The following is an 18,634-nucleotide window of genomic DNA, read 5'->3' on the forward strand; positions in this document are numbered from 1 at the left end:
TTACTACCTTTTATCCAATTCATTCGTATTAAATCCTTGCTTGAGAGTAAGACCAGTTCTTTCTTATTTCATCAACAACTATTTCTGGATAATCCCAATGAAGCGTACGAGTAGGCTCCCTGACTCGTTTTACTATTCCTTAGGCTGTTTTGTTTCTATATTCATTCCAATATTTTGGCTCAGTCGCTCTTAAAAGAACAATAGAAAAAGGATCTGATATGAATATCAGATCCTTAACTTTAATTTCATAATACATACATCTTTTTACACGATAACTGGTTCATACGTGCTCAAATTATCATACTCAGTTTTTACAATACTAGGTGGAAGGTTAACACATCCTCAGATTCACCTTTTCTTGTAGCAGTGCATAATGTTTAATAAAATTAAAGCATATTTTTACTTACCAGACTTAATTTTTTCGTTATATTCTTCTAAAGTTAACCCTTTTTCTTTTAGATAAACAGCAACTTCTTTCCCTACATAACGATAGTGCCATGGCTCATACTTAATGCCAGTAATATTCTCTTTATCTTTTGGATAGCGGAGAGTAAATCCATATTCTGCAGCGTTCTTATCTAACCATTTGAATGCATCGGTAGTTTCAAATTTTGCATTTAAATCTTCTACAGTATTCTGCCATTCAACTGAAATAATGTCTAACGCTAATCCAGTATGATGTTCACTTGCACCAGGATACTGAAGATATTCCAATGCCTTAGCACTAGCCTCTTTATCCGACAAGCCCTGAGATTTATAGCTTTTAACTGAAGCATCATAATAAGTTTGTTGTAATTTTATAGCTCGATAACCTGATCTTAAATAAAGATTGATTCCCTCTTTTTTTGCAGCTGCTACCATATCCTGATAGGAAGTTGCAATTCTACTATCTATTTTCATATTTGGCTTCGCATTTTGGGTGATACTTGTTAATTCAATTCCTAGTTCCTTTGATAACATATGCTCTCTATTTACAAGGATAATTCTCCAATCATTAACATCAGAGATAGGTAAAACATCTTTTTTCTTCGCATGTATTTCATTTTTATTTTTATCGTTATTATTAGTAGTTGCCTGAGATGTTTGCTTTCCACTACAAGCAGCAAGACTCCATCCCATTGCTAATACCAATGCTAAAATTATAAATTTTTTAATTGTATCTCATTCCCTTTTTGTTTATTAGTCTTTATACCAATTTCCCAACACGTCTCTAGGAATCTCCTTGAAATCCTTCAAAGAAACCGGGCCGACAAATTTTTTAATTCCATGTTTTTTAGAATTTTCATCCGAATAATCTTTTAAAAATTGAATTTTAAATTGTTTCTTACCATCAGCATAGTCGGTTACTGTCGGTACGATTGCCGCTTGTCGTATACCAAAAGTTTTATCTTCATACTTAACAAATTGTACATAAGATAATCCTCCAACCAATGTTTCTAATTTTTCTTGCGCAGAAATAAGATTTCCAAGAGAATAATAGATTAGCGTTTCATGTCCATCTTTATTTTGTTTCCACTCAATTGGTTGAATTACATGTGGATGATTTCCAATTACTACATCTACACCTAAATCTGTTAAATATTGAGCAACTTCTTTTTGTTGCTTTGAAGGTGTTGAGGTATATTCTACTCCCCAATGCACCATAACAATCACCATATCAGAGCTACTCTTTGCCTTTTCCACATCATTTTGTATCGCTTTTTTATCAATTAAATTTAAAGCCCAAGACTTATCAGCTGGAATTTTAATTCCATTCGTACCATATGTATAATTTAGTAACGCAAAACGAATACCATTTTTTGTAATCGTTTTTATTTCATTACGCTCGTTTTTACTCTCATTAATACCTACTGGGATAACATCCGGATATTTTTTCCAGTATTCTCTTGTATTCGCAACACCTTTAATACCCATATCCATAGCGTGATTTGTCGCTTGCGTCACTATATTGAATCCAGTGTCCACTAAAGATTGGCCTACTTCTTCAGGTGTATTGAAAGTCGGATATCCTTGTACTTTTAAATTATTTCCGGCAATCGGAGTCTCCTGGTTCACTATAGCAAGATCACTTGATTTAACAGCTTTTTTGATATTTTCATAAATATAATTATAATCATATGAACCGTCTTTTTGTTTGCCATCTTTAATTACTGCGTCATGATATAAATTATCACCCGTTGCTATTAAATTCACAACCGATTGTACTTTTTTATCTTCCGTAAAATTAGGAGACTGTTGGATAGGACTTTTATCTACCCAATTCGGTGCTTTTAATGATGTATCTATATTGGATTCAGCCGGTGGTAATGAAGCTTTAGATGTCTTAACATCTGTATTACTACAAGCGGTTAAAAGCACTAAAAAAATAAGACATACTAAAAAAAACTTTTTACTTCTCTGTAAAGTATCTAACATGTGATCCTCTTTTCTGTTTTATTCCTTATAACCAGTTCTAACAAATCATTCTTTAAAACAACGTATTTTGGTTTTACCCTTAATTATGGAAGGACACTCTGTTACACCTGCTTCGGAATATACTAATAATTGTTTTCCGCTTTCTAGCAATCTATCGATTCCATCAGAAGTGATAGGTTACTAGAAAAAGATGATCCATCAGGATGTCGACTAGTTTGATATACCTATTCCAATTGCAATAACTCGTTTAATATTTAAACAAGATAGGAGAATCGTTCATATAGCCTCTTCTCTCGCTTTATGTTTAAAGTGCCTCCAAAAAAGGGATCGTTGCTGTACCCCTTTACATAGTGCGAAATTTTTGTAACTAATTTCTTTCATTCAAGCGACAAACATTATACCGATAACAATAAGTAAGACCCAAGAACTTATTTTACCAATATACGAAAAAAGTAGCAATCTTTTGTCCCATATAAAGAAGCCCATTAGGAGAAATGAACGAGAGATTCATTCTATTCAATTCCTTCATTGATTAATAAAAAAACAAGCCATCCAACTATTGGATGGCTCTATACTATAAAGAAAATTTGTTATTGGATTACTTCAATTTCCCTTCAAAAACAATCTTCCTACCGCACGGCTCAACTACTGTTTTGCCGTCTTTCTTTACTTCATGAAAGATTGGCTCTTCCATACGACGAGACGGAGCGTAGCCTTCTTGTTCCATACGTGCTAAGCAGTCTGTAATTGTTTCATTTTCAAGTACTTCAAATTTCTTTTTATTAGGTTGTTTTGTCATGCCCTAACCTACTTTCTATTTTTCTTGATGCAAATTGATTTTTCATGTAGACCATATATAACATTGCGAGAATTCCCATTATAATCATAACCGCAATAAAAAAGCTTGTATACTGTATTTTTTCTATAAATACGCCGCCTAATACAGGTCCCATAATACTTCCTAAACTAAAAGCGATTCCGGATAATATATTACCTGCCGGTAGTAAATGTCTCGGTAATAAATCAGTCATAAATCCAAGCCCTAAAGAGAAGCACGATCCAATAACCATACCCGCTAAAAGCATGCAGGCAAAGACGATCCAGTAATATTGATCAAATACGGCGGCAAGTAGAAAAATGCCCGTACTTATGCTAAACGTCCACGTTAATATACGGTCCCTTCCGTATTTATCACTCAATATACCGAGCGGAATTTGTGTAATAATACCCCCAACTGCAAATGCTGGTAATAAGAAGGATACATCTGAAACAGACCACCCTTTACGAAGTGCATATACTGGTAAGTTACTGTTTAGCATTGCTTCAAGTACGCCATATGCAAGTGGTCCTAGCAGTGCAATCCATCCTAATCCAACAACTTGTTTATAACGAGAAAATGATGATTCACTCTTCGCTTCTCTTTCATCTTGCGCTGGGAATGCATTTTTTGTTGGAAGTAGTAAAAGCCAACCTATTAAACAAAGTACAGTAGATATAATAAATGGCGTTGCAAGACCGTACTGCACAGTGCTTGCTAAATACGGGCCAACGGCAAAACCAATTCCAAAGAATACACCGTATATCGATACTTGTCTCCCTATTTTACTTGGGTCTGATGTTGTCGTGATCCACGTTTGTGTTCCGACATGAAGCATATGATCTCCGACTCCAACTAGAAATCTAAGGATAAACCATACCCAAAACGAAAATATTTGTGTAAAAAAGAATAATGAAATAATAACGAGAAACCCACCTATAACAATAATCGGCTTCATTCCAAACCTTTGCATCGGTTTTTCAAGAAACGGCGAAATGACTAATATCCCAATGTACAATGCCGTCGCATGAATACCATTAATACTTGAACTAACCCCTTCTTGTTCAAAAATCATTGCAATGGCAGGTAAGAGCATTCCTTGTGATAAACCTGAGATTGCTACAATCCCAACCATAATCCAAAAAGTAAAACGCATTGACATCCCTTTCCCTCTCCTTCTCACGCTTCCACTTTTCATTATAAACTGTTTCTGCAAATGCGTGTACGGATATTCACAATAAAAAACAAGCTAAAAGAATGAACCTTTTAGCTTGTTATCTTATCCTTCCCAAACTTGCGCTTTCACATTGTTATGAAATTGCTTAAAGTATGGATGTTTATAAAAAGCAGTTTCATATAAGTATTGCTGTGCGTTAGCGATTGGTGGCTGCGGATATTGCATTTGTAAAGGAACTACAGCTGGCGAAACTTGCATATACAGCGGGTTTATCATCATTTTTGTATATGCGTAATGATTATATGGCGAATAAGCGATGAAAAATGGTTGATGCATTGATAATCTCCCCTTTTACCTACAATGTTATAGTATATGCAATACCTTTCATTTCGGGGATTATTTCTGTTCTAACCAATTCTCTACATGTTTTATAAATACATCTAAACAATCAATAAACGGCGAGTGTCCGCAATCTTCTAATACCTTCAACTCTGCATTTGGCAAATGTTTCGCTAATTCCTCACCGACTACTTGGGGTACGACATAATCTCTATCGCCTTGTATGACGAGTGTTGGCGCTTTAATACGATGAATTTGCTTACTTCCCTCTACAACCCCATTATGTTCATCTGAAATATTAAATGTAATGAGCGCATAATTCACATCTACGAAATTACGTTGCGTTAACATATCATCTAAATACTTTTCATAACGGTCCGGTTCAGGTTGGTTATGCGTATATATTAATAGATTCCATACTGTACGGTAATATAGTTTGTTCATATTTTTTATCGCGTCTAATACTGGAGCGATTTGTACTGGATCTTGTGCAATTTCTTCTTTCGTCTTTACTAAACTTGATACAATCGGCTGCCCATTCGTATCTTTTTTAAAGATTGGGTAACCTTTCATTCCTACTGATTCTACTAAAATTAACTTTTCTACAAAAGTTGGGTGATTCGCTGTAAATTGCATCGCAACGCCACCGCCCATTGACCAGCCCATTAATGAGAATTTCTCTAGCTTTAACTCGTCGATAAATAATTTTACATCTTCTGCAAAGTCTTGTAATGAATCTATCGATTGATTATACGTTGATTGTCCAAACCCTCTTAAATCAAGAGCGTAAATATGGTATTGATCTTGCAACTTTTCAATAACTAAATCCCAATGTTGTGACGATGTCATGTTCCCGTGAATGAGTACAAGAATATCTGTATTTCGCCTTCCAACTTCCTGATATGCAATCGTTTCTCCGTTCGATAGTGAAACAAACTCCATTGTTGCAGGCTTAATCATCACAAGTTCCCCCATTCTATTTAATAGAAAGAAAATTCTTTACTTAATTAAAGAATAGCACGTAGAATGTACGTTCGCAACATAAAACCTATAAGAATTTTTTACATAAATCAACATGTCTATTACTAGACAATTATTATAAAAAAGTATATAGTTAGCTAGGTAACTAATTTGAAAGGATCAAAATACATGGACGAAAAACAACATTTTTTTCACATCGTCAGCCAGACTTCTCGAAAGTTTACGAAGAAATTTAATGAACGTGTATCTCCAACAGGGTTATTTAGTGCGCAATGGGCTGTTATTTTCCGCATTAATCAAACTGGTTCTTGTACGCAAACAGAATTGTGCCAGTATTTAAATGTTGAATCACCAACGATGACTCGTACATTAACACGTATGGAAACGATGGGATGGATTATTCGTACAGAAGGTAAAGATCGCCGTGAGAAGCTCATTTCTTTATCCGAAACAGCGATAAAGATGATTCCAATATGGCAAGAAGAAGTTGATACTTTCGAAGAAAAAACGCTAGAAGGTATTAATGAAGATGATTTACATCAAGCATTTCAAGTGTTACAACAAATTATTAAAAATTTAGATTAAATTGGAGGGATGACGATGCAAAGTGAGAAACTTTGGACGAAGGATTTCCTCGGAACTTGTTTTAGTAGTCTATTTCTCTTCTTAACATTTTACATGCTTATGACTACTCTGCCTGTCTATGTAATAGACGGCCTAAAAGGAAAACCTGAGGAAATTGGTTTAGTTGCAACTGTGTTTCTTATTTCTTCTGTTTTATGTAGACCATTCACAGGAAAATGGCTCGATGATTTAGGAAGAAAGAAAATATTATTTATTTCACTTTCATTATTTTTAGCCGCTACTGTTATGTATTTCGGTGCGCAAAGTTTATTCTTATTACTTGCCCTTCGCTTCTTACACGGTATTGGGTTCGGGATGGCAACGACAGCTACTGGTACGATCGTAACTGATGTTGCGCCAGCTCATCGACGAGGCGAAGCACTTGCATATTTCGGCGTATTTATGAGTCTGCCGATGGTAATTGGTCCTTTTTTAGGTTTAACAATTATTTCTCATTTTTCGTTTACTGTGTTATTTATCGTTTGTTCCGTATTTTCATTACTTGCATTTTTATTAGGACTACTTGTAGATATTCCACACGAAGCACCTGTTAGCAAACAAAAACGTGAAAAAATGAAATGGAAAGACTTAATCGAACCATCTTCTATTCCAATTGCACTTACAGGATTTGTTTTAGCCTTTTCTTATAGTGGTATTTTATCCTTTATTCCTATTTATGCGAAAGAACTCGGTTTAAGTGAAATTGCAAGTTACTTCTTTATTTTATACGCACTTGTTGTTGTCATTTCTCGTCCATTTACAGGAAAGATTTTTGATCGCTTCGGTGAAAATGTACTCGTTTACCCTGCTATCATTATTTTCACAATCGGAATGTTCATATTAAGCCAAGCACAAACTTCATTTTGGTTCCTTGGCGCAGGTATGCTAATTGGTTTAGGTTACGGAACATTAATTCCGAGTTTCCAAACGATTGCGATTTCTGCCGCTCCAAACCATAGACGTGGTTCTGCGACAGCTACGTATTTCTCATTCTTTGATAGTGGTATTGGCTTTGGTTCTTTCATTTTAGGTATTGTCGCAGCGAAATCCAGTTATCATAATATGTATTTTATCGCAGCTATTATCGTTGCGTTCACTTTACTTTTATATTATGGATTACACGGACGAAAACAAAAATTCAAGAAACAACCTACAGACGGAAAAATTTCCGCTTAACGTTAATAAGGAAAGTAAACTTCCCCGTTTACTTTCCTTATTTTGTATTTCTTTCAAGACGAGCGTATACTTATAGTAGAAATAAAAAGGAGGGCCATATATGAAACTAAAAAAATCTCCCCTACTCTTACTTATACTAACATTCATATTTGTAATTACAGGGCTTGGGTTTACTTACTTCAAACAAAATAAAACGACCCCATCAAAACATAATGTGACAAAAGAAAACTGGTTAAATGACCCTTACTTACGTTGGTCATATACCCATATGAAAGAATTCACTTTAGTTAATAACGTAAAAAACAATCCTGACCAAATTGCTCACTTCCCTTCCGCATTGCAAAACTTAGACGATTTTGCTGTGGAGCGTAGATTCGGAAATACAACTCCTCTAAAAAAACTTTTAGACGATAACAAAACAGATGCTTTTGTCGTTGTACATAATGGACAACTTGTTTACGAACGATATTTCAATGGGTATAAACAGAATGAACCTCATGGTATGGCATCATTAGCAAAAGTCTTTACCGGGGCAATTATACAATCTCTCGCTGAAGAGAATCGTATTGACTTAGAAAAAACAGCTGACACTTACATAAAAGAATTAAAAAACACACCGTTCGGTAATGCCACACTTCAGCAATTAATGGACATGCAAGTTTCAGCAGAATACCCGACCCACGGATATGAGCAGCCTGGGCTAGAAAATCAAGATGCACAATTATATTTAGCTAGCAATATTTTACCCCGCGGCAAAAATTACGACGGTCCGATGAAAATTTATGATATGTTACGAGAAGCCGAAGAAACTGCACCGCCTGGTTCTTCCTTTTCTTACAATAACGGATCAACAGAAACGCTCGCTTGGATTATTAGAACTATTACTGGTAAATCACTAGCTGAAAATGTAAGTGAACGAATTTGGTCTCAAATTGGTATGGAAGAAAACGCGTATTACGTTACAGATGAAACAAAAGTAGAACAAGCTAGTGCTGGATTAAATGCAACTGCTAGAGATATGGCGAGATTTGGGCAATTACTATTAAACAATGGAGAATATAACAGAAAACAAATTCTCCCTTCTTCTATTACAGAAAGTGTAAAAAATGTCCAAGAAGGTGAACTTGCAATTGGCCCTGGAGCTTCCATTTCTTATCATAATCAATGGTGGATTCCGCACAATGAACAAGGTGCTTTTGAAGTGTTAGGTAGTTACGGACAAACACTTTACATCGATCCGAAAGCAAATATGGTAATCGTTCATTTCTCTTCTAACGCAACGCCAAGTAATGAAATACATTCGACTTACTCAAATATGTATGTTGATATTGCCCATCATTTAGAAAAGCTTCCACAGTAGTGGAAGCTTTTCTAAATGATGGGATATTTTATTTATACTCCTACATATTAGAAGATGCTGAAAGAATAACTGCTTATAACACGCCTATCAAAATTTATATAAGCAGTTTACATGTTTAATTAAGTTTTTAACTAATACATCCACACCTTTTGGAGAATTCGTTAAAACACTTCCCTTACAAAGATTGTCTGTTCATATTGGTCGAAAATTTCTTCTATAGATGAAAATAAAGTTTCTTCCGGGATGATGAACTTTATTTTTTGACCATTTTTTAACATAAAGGAAATTGTTCCATTATCATTAAAACCTGTATGAAACGTTCCTCGTTTATTTAATAGTACCTCTTCAATTGTATTTATTTCAATTGAAAAGGTATTCTTTAATTGCAAGAGTTCATGTATATTGCCAGTATGTATTTTTGTATCTATTTCAGTTTCTAAGTTTAATTGTTTTTTCTCAATTTTTTTGAACCAAAACAAAAACAATAGCTCTGAAATACCAGGTAATTGTTTTTTATAAGCATGTCGACTATGAAACTGTCCGCCAATCTTTATAAAATATATACAGTCACCTGTAACAAAAACTTTATAATACATATCTGCCGTAAACATTTTAGGCTTTAAAAGATAAAAACTTTTGATCATAATTCCCCCATCAATTTTAAGTGTATTTGTATAAACATTTTTAGCTAGGTTTGTGCTTAAACATATTTCTCATGTAATGCAACACTATTGTATTGAATCTCCTCTCCCTTTGCAACAGTTGCTTTGAAGCCAGCTAGTAACCTTTCTCTATACTATCCCTATAAGTGCTACCCCATTTCCAACCGTTTTCTTCTAGTATATTAAAAGCAGAATCTGATACAAGGCTCTATATCAACCTATCAATAAATTACCACCCTACAAATATCTGAATTTTCTTTATGTTGGAGGTTATCTCCTAAACAACCTCGAATAATTGTAATACATATACATAAGGAGGGTGATCTATTTTGTTTCGTTCCTTTACAAATGGTTGCGTCGCCTTAGTGCAACGCTTCTTGCCAGAACCGTTTATTTTATCATGTTTACTAACTGTTTTTGTTATCTTCTTTGGTATGTTTGCGACTCACCAAACCCCTGTAGAAATGATTAATCACTGGGGTAATGGAATTTGGGGACTCCTCGCCTTTTCTATGCAAATGGCACTTGTACTCGTGACTGGATCTGCTTTAGCAAATGCTCCTCTTATTAAAAAGGGATTAACGAAAGCTGCCAGACTACCAAAAACGAATGGACAAGGCATTATTGCCATTTCAATTGTAAGTTTACTTGGTGCATACATAAACTGGGGCTTTGGAATTGTTGTATCTGTTTTATACGCAAAAGAAGTGGCAAGGCAGCTGGACGGATTAGATTATAGACTAGCAATCGCCTCTTCTTACTCTGGATTTCTCATTTGGCATGCGGGTCTTTCTGCCTCTATCCCTCTTACGTTAGCAACAGGCGGTGAAACGTTAATTAAAACGACTGCTGGAAGTATTAAAGAGGCGATTCCAATAACAGAAACGTTATTCTCACCATACGCTCTCGTTCCAGTTATTATTTTTCTCATTACGATGCCTCTCATTAATAAGGCGATGCATCCAGATGAAAAACATACGATAACTGTAGATCCTAGCGTGTTCCATGAAGAAGCCGCTGCTCAAGAAGTAGAAAAAAATACATTCGCTGAAAAGATGGAAAATAGCATTATTATTACACTTTGCGTTGGATTGTTAGGTCTCATTTATATTTTCAATTACTTTTATACGAAAGGTTTTAACCTTACTCTCGATATCGTGATTTTTATGTTATTAATTGCAGGTCTTATTTTCCACCGTACTCCGATTCAGTATATTCGCGCTTTTTCAGAATCTACGAAAAGTGCTTCTGGCATTTTACTTCAATTTCCGTTTTACGCAGGAATTATGGGCATGATGATTGGAGCAAATAGTGAAGGACTTTCACTTGGAGGAGCTATTTCTAATTTCTTTATTAGCATTTCAAATGAAACGACTTTTCCGCTCTTTACATTTTTAAGTGCTGGCATTGTTAACATTTTCGTTCCATCTGGCGGCGGTCAATGGGCTGTGCAAGCACCAATTATGATTCCAGCTGGCGCTGAACTTGGTGTACCTGCTGCAAAAACAGCAATGGCAATTGCATGGGGCGATGCTTGGACGAATTTAATTCAACCTTTCTGGGCATTACCAGCATTAGCGATAGCTGGTTTAGGTGCTCGTGACATTATGGGATTTTGTGTTGTGAACTTACTATATGCGGGTTTTATCATTAGTCTATGCTTCTTATTTATTTAAACAAAAAGCTAGTTTTATACTAGCTTTTTTACATAATAAATCACTTATTTCCCACGCAATTTATAACCTTCTCCCACTCTATCTCCGTAAGATGTAATGACTCAAATGCAAAAAAATCTTCACACACTTTTTCAATTAGATGTGGATTTTCCCTCAAAAAATTCCACTGTAACGCTTTAGGAAGAAAATGCATTTCATATTCTTTACTTCCCCGTACTACCTCATCAACTTCTCTTTCACAAATTCCTCTTATCAAGTAGTCATTTCTTAACTCTATTTGAATTTGCTGAAATGTTTTACTACATTTTTTCAATTGAAGTAAACACGTAACATACTTCCGAAAAAGTTCGCCGTCATACTGAACACAGTTTATAATACGGTCGACTTCATTCATAATGTACGAGCCTTTTCTTCTATTTGTAATAACCATTTTTCACGCTTTGATACTTTACTCGTTTTCACAGATTGAAACACTGAACGTTTTATATCGCGAATGCCACAAAAACGTAAAACACCTCTCTTCATCATAATCCAATCTGCTGATCGATATAATAGTGCGACGTACCATAACGGTGAATCTAGCGTATTAATCACCCACGCCTTCTTACCTTTCAATAAGCCTTTCGGCAGAGCCCCTTCATATTTATAAGCAAATCCAGCTACGAAAATACGATCGATAAATCCTTTTAAAATTGCTGGCATCCCCCACCACCATATTGGATAGATGAATAGAAGTGTATCTGCTTCTTCTACTAACGTTCTGTACCGAGCTGTTTCTTCTTCATTTACTAAATCACGTCTTTTCTTCTCTTCATTAAATACGAGGACTGGATCAAATTGTTCTTTGTATAAATCAAGCAGCGTAACTGAATGATTTGTTTCCGGTAGTCCTTTTTGCACATGATTTAAAATCGCCGCGTTAAAACTTGAAGGATTAGGATGAGCGTATACAATTAGTACGTTCACTACATAACAACTCCCTCTATACGTTAAAGTTTCCCCTTCTTTAATAACTTCTCTAAAATTTGTACGTTTTTCGAACTTTGCAATAATCGATTCAATAATATAAGTAATTCTTCTTTTTCTAAATCTTTCAGTTTCTCTTTAACTGCACTCTCACCAGCACCTTGAATATCATAAACAACTGCCGCCATATGCTTACAAAGATTCTCATATGGACATTCGCAGCTACTTTCTGAAAAATCTTCGAGATTGATAACTACTTCATAATTTCCTGCATTTCCAGTAACGAAAGCAAACACTTTTTTATCATGTATTTCAACATCTTCTACATGTCCATCTTCATAATATTCATATCCCTTATCTACAATGTACTTTGGGATCCATTTCGTTATATCTTCTAATAAGTAAGCGTACATAATTGTACGCCTTCCTTTAATTCCCTTTTGACTTCAAAAATCCTGTATGTTATTCTAATAACTGTCAAATAGCAAGTCTATATGACAAAACGACTGACACCTATTCGGCGAAGGTGTCTCTTTTCATTTGCAGCCGATATGAATTGCCTCTTTCAGGCACATTCAATTTTTGACACTACACACTCAACACCATTCCCTGTATCAGGCTGCTTTAGCAGTCTTTTACTCTACATACTCCGTTATTTTAAGAAAAAAAGAGAGCTTAGCTCCCTTTTCTCGCCTTATACAATACCCCTTTTTCAGCATAGAGATATTCATCAGCTAATGTAATTTTCCCATCCAGTTTTAGTTCGTCTAATAATCTTGATAAATAAAATTGATGCAACATCTTTTTCGTGAATTTTCCTTCATGATGCGAAACGATATGTTCTTGAATATCTAACAATGATATCGGCTTATCTTGCTCTATCATATATTCATAAACTGTACTACGCAGTTTTACGTATTTTTCGAGTGTCACAGTAATGCGCAACCCCTTTCTTCTTAATATAAATTTTCGTAATCGGTTTTTTTGCAATAAAAAAACCTCTCCGATAAGAAGAAGTTACGTATATATCTTCGTCTTATCTCCCAGAACAAATATGTTCTGCTGGAATTAGCACCTGCATCGCGGTTGCTGGGTTTCATCGGGCCAGTCCCTCCACCTCTCTGGATAAGAAAATATTCACTTAATTCTTACTATACGTAATTCCACTTTAATTGTCAAATAAATATAACAAATTATATTTTCTTCCTTACTGTTCATACTACCCATATACGAACACGCAAGGAGGATTATGAAATGCATCAAAATGCTCGCGGATATGTACAAGATTCTTTTCAATCATTACAAGAAGCTAAAAATTGTTTAGAAGAAGCGCTCGAAACAGTTGAAAAAGATTTTAATCGCGCTCGTATTGAACAATCACTTTATGCTGTTGAACAAGCTATTCAACGTTGCGAGTACACCGTTCATATTTTAGAAAAAGATTAAAAACTTCCCATCAATTGATGGGAAGTTTTTTCAAATGGCATACTTCATAATTATTGCCGTTATGATTAAAAAATATACAGAATTAGCAATTTCTAAAATTCCTACTTTTATAATAGAAATTTTTTTGCCATACAACATAATCGCTCGAATGACACTTGGTATAAAAATAAGAGAACACCACGGATTAATCACAAATATGATTATCGTTAATACGATATGATATCCCCAAGATATAAGACGATACTTCGGGTTATTTTTTTCACGAATCATCGTTTTCACATAGAACGTACTACCTAAAAAGTATAAAAATGAAATAAGTGCAATGAATATAGCTGTATGATCGATTTGCTTCATTGAAAAGTAATAACTAATTAACCCACCGATACAAAACACAATGATTGCACAAATATCATTTAGCAATGCTCTTTCATTTTTTTGACGGGCGTAATACATATTCACTATAAATAATGGAATCATTACTATTAAGAATAAAAGAATTCGCCACTCATATAATAAAGAAATCATCCCAAATAGGAACGCAATACTGAAATAAACAATGGCAGCTTGTAAAAACTCTTTTTTTCGTCTTTGCTTTATGTACGTAAGAAATGGATACGTGGCTAAATAGATAAAGAACCACGCTAAAAACAATGGAATATGATAAATAGTAGGTTTCCCAAGTATGACACTTAATAAAAAAGGAATAACAAGCATGGCCCATGCACCATGTTGCTTCGGAATAACTAACTTCATTAACTATACACCTCCCTTTTAAAAAAAGTTCTCACCTACCATTATACAAATAATTTTATATAATAACGGATGTATATTAAATCGATTTTTTGACAAAAAAATGCTCCTTACAATATGTAAGAAGCATGAAAGAGGCAAACGAATATGTAAGTCGCGACCCTACCTTATATGAGTATGCTTTTCTATGTCACGTTATGCTCATCTAATATACCGTATTTCTTTTTAAATCTTGTAAGAATCGTAATCCATGAAGTACTAAATAGTAATAAGAAAATAACATTCGAAATCGCATGGCTCAAATCAAAGTAAAAACTTGCGATATAATACGAAATGACAGTTTCCCACGTTGCTTCTCGTATAAAACCGAGAAGGCCCCAGAAATTCATAATCCAGCCAAATAAAAAACCAACAATTACTCCGTAAAGAAGTCTTCCCCATAGCTTTTTCATAAAAAATGTATTACGAAGTAGACCTGCTATAAAACCAATCATGCCCCACGAAAACATTTGCCACGGTGTCCACGGACCTTGTCCTAAAAAAATATTAGATACGATTGCTGCTGTAGCACCAATCATAAAACCAGTTTCACTTCCAAAGACAATTGCAGAAACGATAATGACAAAAGAAGTTGGTTGTACACTTGGTAAAATAGAAAATGGCACCCGGCTTACTGCTGCAATTGCCGCTAATACAGCAACGAGAACAATTTCACGTGAAACAAACGCCTTTCTTTCAAAACGGATATAGAAAGGTAACATAATAACCGCTAATATAAACAAACTACTTAACATGTAATAACCGTCCATGACAAGTGTCGTAAAGAGTAATGTGCCGATTATTACTGCAAAGATACATATTATGAATGCAACATATCTTTTGGACACGCTTCGTACACATCCTCCCACGTTAATGCATATGGCAATTCTTTTCGAATGAATCGATTAATAGATGTTGTATAAAAGAAGTTGCCGCTAAAAAATTCTTTCGGTGCATCATTCATAATGACTGTTCCATCAAATAACATCATACATTGATCAACGTATTTCGCTGCAAATTCAATGTCATGCGTCGCCATTACAATTGTTGTTCCTTCTTTTTGTAGCTTCCTAAATAGCTCTCCTACTCTTTCTTTCTTCCATGGATCTAACCCCTTTGTCGGTTCATCCAGTAATAATAGCGTTGGCTTTGATAATAACGTTGTACATAGCGCAAGTAATTGTTGCTCTCCTCCGCTACAATCATGCGGATGGCGTTCTTTAAGCGCATGTAACCAAAACTTTTTCAACATCTCTTCTGCAATTTTTCTTCCTTGTTCTCCATATAATTCACGCGCACGTTCATAAACCTCGTCCCATACTGTATCAAATGTAAAATGGTAATACGGATGCTGCGATACATACCCAATACTTTTAAAACGTTCTTTCGAATCAATTTTATGTATTACTTTTCCGTTCCACTTTACTTTCCCTCTTCTCGCTTTTTGTAATCCTGCTAAAATCGTTAACAGTGTAGACTTACCTGTACCATTCTTCCCAACGAGTGCTACCCATTTTCCTTTTTCAATCGAAACTGATAAATCACGTAAAATAAGCGGACTATTTTTTTCATATTGGAACGAAATATGCTCTGCGCTTAAAATTACCTCTTGCTTTTCACTTTGTGCTATTGGCTCATTTACATATGATATCGCTGCAAAATCATTCATTTTCATTTGCGCCTCTCGCACTGTAAACGGAATATCTCTCACATTCCACTCTAAAAATAGCCTTGGAATTTGCGGAATAAATGGACGGAATGTTTCTACTCCCCACATATCCGTAATAACAATTTTAGGACTACCATCATACATAATACGGCCATTATCCATACAAACAACGCGTGTTGCAAGCGGGATAACTTCATCTAAACGATGTTCACTTAAAATAATCGTAATTCCAAGTTCTTCATTAATCCGTTTTAATAATCCTAAAAACTCTTTTGCAGCGATTGGATCTAACTGCGCTGTCGGTTCATCTAATAATAGCAATTTCGGCTGCATAACTAATACCGCAGCTAAATTAACAAGTTGCTTTTGCCCACCAGATAACGTGTGAACAGATTGATGCAATAAATCTTGAAATCCTAAAAAGCTAATAAGCTCTGCTATTCTTTTTTGAATAATATGTGATGGTAATCCGATATTTTCTAAAGAAAATGCTAATTCTTGAATCACTGTATCCATAACGATCTGATTTTCTGGGTTTTGAAATACCATCCCAATTTCTTGGGCAGATAACAAATCAGCTACTTCCTCTATTAAAACACCCTCATAAAATATCTCTCCAGAACGCGTACCAATTGGAAGTAACTCCTTTTTAAAATGTTTTAATAAAGTCGTCTTCCCAGATCCCGATCCTCCAGCAAGTGCAATAAACTCACCTTTTTGAACAGAAAGAGAAATATGCTGTAACGCTTTTTCATTTTCATCAGCATATACAAATGATAAATTGTTTATTTCTGCATGCGCCACCATATCCATTCTCTCCCTTCCATTATGATTGGTAAACTAATAAACATCGTAAATACGACAAACATCATCCCATCGTATTGCTGAAATAGAATCGATTCGACTTTCGGATAAATAATCAATTTCCCCCCGCCATAATTACTACATATAATAGCCGCTATAAATAAAATGATTAAATAACTGAGCGTATACCAATCGCGCCTTTCCATTCTATAGCGAATATACGTCGTACGCTTCGTTACACCAAATCCACGAGCTTGCATAGAATCTGCCGTTTGCAGTGCATCTTCTAATGAACAAATTAATAATACTTGCAGCAATTGCATACCATTTTTGACGCGTTCAATTATCGAACCTGAATCTACCTGCACACCTTTCGTCTTTTGAACGAGTGTGATTTTCTTTAATCGCCTTATAAACAAAGGAACAAATCTCACTGTAATCATCGTTAACAATGCAACTTTCGGTGAAATTCTTGAAAACAAATATAAAAATTTATGACTGGAAATAATATCATTGTATGACGCAAACGTAAACATAACTGCAACTAGTAATAACCCCATTACTATTCCAAACATAATCGCCTCAAGCTTAATACGGTCATCACCTAACCAAAATAACGTAGTTCGACCTCTATGCGTTAATAACGAATTAAATAAAATTACCATAAAAAAGAAAACAATTGTGCTCGGTAGCATCTTTCTTATCTTTTCGCTATTTCCTTGCATCACATTTAACATAATAATTAATACTATTGCTCCAATTAAAAAAAGAGGATGAAGACACATCATACATAGTATCATCACCCCGATATAATAGAAAAAATTCACAAAAGGATGTAAAGAAGAAAAACTTATTTTCATAGCCCTTTACCGAATGCCTTTCTTATTGTAATACGTATACCCACTCAATTGTATCTCCTGGTTTTACCGTAGCTACACCAGCACTATGGTTTGGAAAAGCACCGTTCACACGATATTTCCATCCACTAGTATCCGCAATATCTTTTTCATATAAATCATTAATACCTTTTACATAAATACTATCTCTAGATCCGCTTGCATCAACATCTAATCCTGTACGTTGCAATACTTTATACACTGTATCGCCTTCTTGTACATCCATCTTTTTCGCACCCATTATATATCCGTTATTTCCTTTTACCGAGATTGTTACTTGTTTTGCTTTAGGTACTGGTGGTACTGGTGGTGGCACTGGGTTTGGTGGTGGTACCGGTGTTGGTGGAGCTGGTACACTATTGTTCTCTTCTGGCTTTTTCTTTTGCTCCTGCTTCGGTGTTTCTTTCGGCTGATTCACAACCTTTGCTTCTTCTTTTACTTCTGGTGCTTTCGGTTGTTGTTTCTCTTCTTGTACTTGTTGCTGCTCTGGTTGCTTATTTACAGCAGGTTGCTCTTTCGGTTGTTCCTGTTGTTTCTCTTCTTTCTTTACCTCTGGTTGTGCCTGCGGCTTTTCCTCTTTCGGCTTCTCTTCTACTTTTTGTTCTTGTTTCTCTTTCTGTTCTTCTTGCTGCTTTTGCTCTGATTCAGCTTGCTTTTCTTCTGCTTTTTCTTCTGGCTTCGCTTCATCTTTTTGTTCTTCTTGTTTCGCTACCTCTTCTTGCTTCGGTTCTACCTTCTTTTCAGGCTTTACAGCTGCCTCTTCACATCCGGCAAGTAGCCCGAGCGAAAGCAGTAAAGAAATGAACCATTTCACCTTACTCATCCTATCTCTCACCT

At 35.2% G+C, this 18,634-nt stretch carries 21 protein-coding genes and 1 riboswitch; of the genes, 5 read left to right on the forward strand and 16 right to left on the reverse strand.

Features of this window, described 5'->3' with window-relative positions:
* Positions 1 to 399: 399 nt before the first annotated feature.
* The 6 genes from NST86_RS16555 to phaZ form a co-directional block, all read right to left on the reverse strand.
* Positions 400 to 1,131, reverse strand: a complete 732-nt coding sequence (locus NST86_RS16555) for a M15 family metallopeptidase (RefSeq protein WP_000241986.1) — start codon at positions 1,129 to 1,131, stop codon at positions 400 to 402.
* A 48-nt stretch (positions 1,132 to 1,179) separates the two neighbouring features.
* Positions 1,180 to 2,415, reverse strand: a complete 1,236-nt coding sequence (locus tag NST86_RS16560; RefSeq protein WP_086423249.1) for a CapA family protein — start codon at positions 2,413 to 2,415, stop codon at positions 1,180 to 1,182.
* Positions 2,416 to 3,013: 598 nt separating this feature from the next.
* Positions 3,014 to 3,214: an NETI motif-containing protein gene (locus tag NST86_RS16565; RefSeq protein WP_000166303.1), complete on the reverse strand. Its 201-nt coding sequence runs from the start codon at positions 3,212 to 3,214 to the stop codon at positions 3,014 to 3,016.
* Positions 3,198 to 4,394 carry an MFS transporter gene (locus NST86_RS16570; protein ID WP_340934102.1) on the reverse strand — a complete coding sequence of 399 codons (1,197 nt, stop codon included), beginning with the start codon at positions 4,392 to 4,394 and terminating at the stop codon, positions 3,198 to 3,200. The genes NST86_RS16565 and NST86_RS16570 overlap by 17 nt, the downstream gene beginning before the upstream one ends.
* Before the next feature lie 117 nt (positions 4,395 to 4,511).
* A complete protein-coding gene (locus NST86_RS16575; RefSeq protein WP_000554161.1) occupies positions 4,512 to 4,745 on the reverse strand; it encodes a hypothetical protein in 234 nt (77 codons plus the stop codon).
* A gap of 60 nt (positions 4,746 to 4,805) precedes the next feature.
* Positions 4,806 to 5,708: an intracellular short-chain-length polyhydroxyalkanoate depolymerase gene (gene phaZ / locus NST86_RS16580; RefSeq protein ID WP_000594881.1), complete on the reverse strand. Its 903-nt coding sequence runs from the start codon at positions 5,706 to 5,708 to the stop codon at positions 4,806 to 4,808.
* 189 nt (positions 5,709 to 5,897) lie between these two features.
* Between phaZ and NST86_RS16585 the strand changes: the two genes are divergently transcribed.
* The 3 genes from NST86_RS16585 to NST86_RS16595 all read left to right on the forward strand — a co-directional run bounded on the left by NST86_RS16585 (position 5,898) and on the right by NST86_RS16595 (position 8,889).
* The gene (locus NST86_RS16585) at positions 5,898 to 6,314 is read left to right on the forward strand and encodes a MarR family winged helix-turn-helix transcriptional regulator (protein ID WP_000343675.1); all 417 of its coding nucleotides are present in this window, start codon (positions 5,898 to 5,900) and stop codon (positions 6,312 to 6,314) included.
* 15 nt (positions 6,315 to 6,329) lie between these two features.
* Complete coding sequence (locus tag NST86_RS16590) at positions 6,330 to 7,529, forward strand: MFS transporter (protein ID WP_001190318.1); 1,200 nt, start codon at positions 6,330 to 6,332, stop codon at positions 7,527 to 7,529.
* Positions 7,530 to 7,629: 100 nt separating this feature from the next.
* Complete coding sequence (locus NST86_RS16595; protein ID WP_061663353.1) at positions 7,630 to 8,889, forward strand: serine hydrolase domain-containing protein; 1,260 nt, start codon at positions 7,630 to 7,632, stop codon at positions 8,887 to 8,889.
* Between the two features lie 161 nt (positions 8,890 to 9,050).
* On the opposite strand, the gene NST86_RS16600 is transcribed toward NST86_RS16595, so the two are convergent.
* Positions 9,051 to 9,533, reverse strand: a complete 483-nt coding sequence (locus NST86_RS16600; RefSeq protein WP_061663351.1) for a hypothetical protein — start codon at positions 9,531 to 9,533, stop codon at positions 9,051 to 9,053.
* 347 nt (positions 9,534 to 9,880) lie between these two features.
* On the opposite strand from NST86_RS16600, the gene NST86_RS16605 reads away from it, so the two are divergent.
* A complete protein-coding gene (locus NST86_RS16605; protein ID WP_000490011.1) occupies positions 9,881 to 11,227 on the forward strand; it encodes a short-chain fatty acid transporter in 1,347 nt (448 codons plus the stop codon).
* A 40-nt stretch (positions 11,228 to 11,267) separates the two neighbouring features.
* Here NST86_RS16605 and NST86_RS16610 read toward each other — a convergent pair whose 3' ends face one another.
* From NST86_RS16610 to NST86_RS16625, 4 genes are all read right to left on the reverse strand, one after another.
* Complete coding sequence (locus tag NST86_RS16610) at positions 11,268 to 11,621, reverse strand: hypothetical protein (RefSeq protein WP_001006482.1); 354 nt, start codon at positions 11,619 to 11,621, stop codon at positions 11,268 to 11,270.
* A complete protein-coding gene (locus tag NST86_RS16615; RefSeq protein ID WP_001101652.1) occupies positions 11,618 to 12,193 on the reverse strand; it encodes an NAD(P)H-dependent oxidoreductase in 576 nt (191 codons plus the stop codon). Before NST86_RS16615 ends, NST86_RS16610 begins: the two co-directional genes overlap by 4 nt.
* Positions 12,194 to 12,216: 23 nt before the next feature.
* Entirely contained in the window at positions 12,217 to 12,606 is a 390-nt protein-coding gene (locus tag NST86_RS16620) for an SWIM zinc finger family protein (RefSeq protein WP_000271497.1), read from the reverse strand.
* A 262-nt stretch (positions 12,607 to 12,868) separates the two neighbouring features.
* Positions 12,869 to 13,126, reverse strand: coding sequence for a hypothetical protein (locus NST86_RS16625; RefSeq protein ID WP_000171476.1), 258 nt, complete (start codon positions 13,124 to 13,126; stop codon positions 12,869 to 12,871).
* A 100-nt stretch (positions 13,127 to 13,226) separates the two neighbouring features.
* Positions 13,227 to 13,325, reverse strand: a riboswitch (SAM riboswitch).
* Between the two features lie 122 nt (positions 13,326 to 13,447).
* Here NST86_RS16625 and NST86_RS16630 point away from each other — a divergent pair.
* The gene (locus tag NST86_RS16630; RefSeq protein ID WP_000554032.1) at positions 13,448 to 13,639 is read left to right on the forward strand and encodes a hypothetical protein; all 192 of its coding nucleotides are present in this window, start codon (positions 13,448 to 13,450) and stop codon (positions 13,637 to 13,639) included.
* A gap of 30 nt (positions 13,640 to 13,669) precedes the next feature.
* Here NST86_RS16630 and NST86_RS16635 read toward each other — a convergent pair whose 3' ends face one another.
* The 5 genes from NST86_RS16635 to NST86_RS16655 form a co-directional block, all read right to left on the reverse strand.
* On the reverse strand, positions 13,670 to 14,392 hold the full coding sequence (locus NST86_RS16635; protein WP_044795161.1) for a YwiC-like family protein: 723 nt from the start codon (positions 14,390 to 14,392) through the stop codon (positions 13,670 to 13,672).
* A 182-nt stretch (positions 14,393 to 14,574) separates the two neighbouring features.
* Entirely contained in the window at positions 14,575 to 15,276 is a 702-nt protein-coding gene (locus tag NST86_RS16640) for an ECF transporter S component (RefSeq protein WP_000044901.1), read from the reverse strand.
* Positions 15,249 to 16,910: an ABC transporter ATP-binding protein gene (locus tag NST86_RS16645; protein ID WP_033694169.1), complete on the reverse strand. Its 1,662-nt coding sequence runs from the start codon at positions 16,908 to 16,910 to the stop codon at positions 15,249 to 15,251. Before NST86_RS16645 ends, NST86_RS16640 begins: the two co-directional genes overlap by 28 nt.
* Complete coding sequence (locus NST86_RS16650) at positions 16,883 to 17,761, reverse strand: energy-coupling factor transporter transmembrane component T (protein WP_016118307.1); 879 nt, start codon at positions 17,759 to 17,761, stop codon at positions 16,883 to 16,885. The genes NST86_RS16645 and NST86_RS16650 overlap by 28 nt, the downstream gene beginning before the upstream one ends.
* A 22-nt stretch (positions 17,762 to 17,783) precedes the next feature.
* Positions 17,784 to 18,620, reverse strand: a complete 837-nt coding sequence (locus NST86_RS16655) for a DUF4430 domain-containing protein (RefSeq protein ID WP_086391526.1) — start codon at positions 18,618 to 18,620, stop codon at positions 17,784 to 17,786.
* Positions 18,621 to 18,634: the final 14 nt, after the last annotated feature.

It is taken from the genome of Bacillus sp. FSL L8-0199 (genome assembly GCF_038005705.1).
GTDB classification, from domain to species: domain Bacteria; phylum Bacillota; class Bacilli; order Bacillales; family Bacillaceae_G; genus Bacillus_A; species Bacillus_A cereus.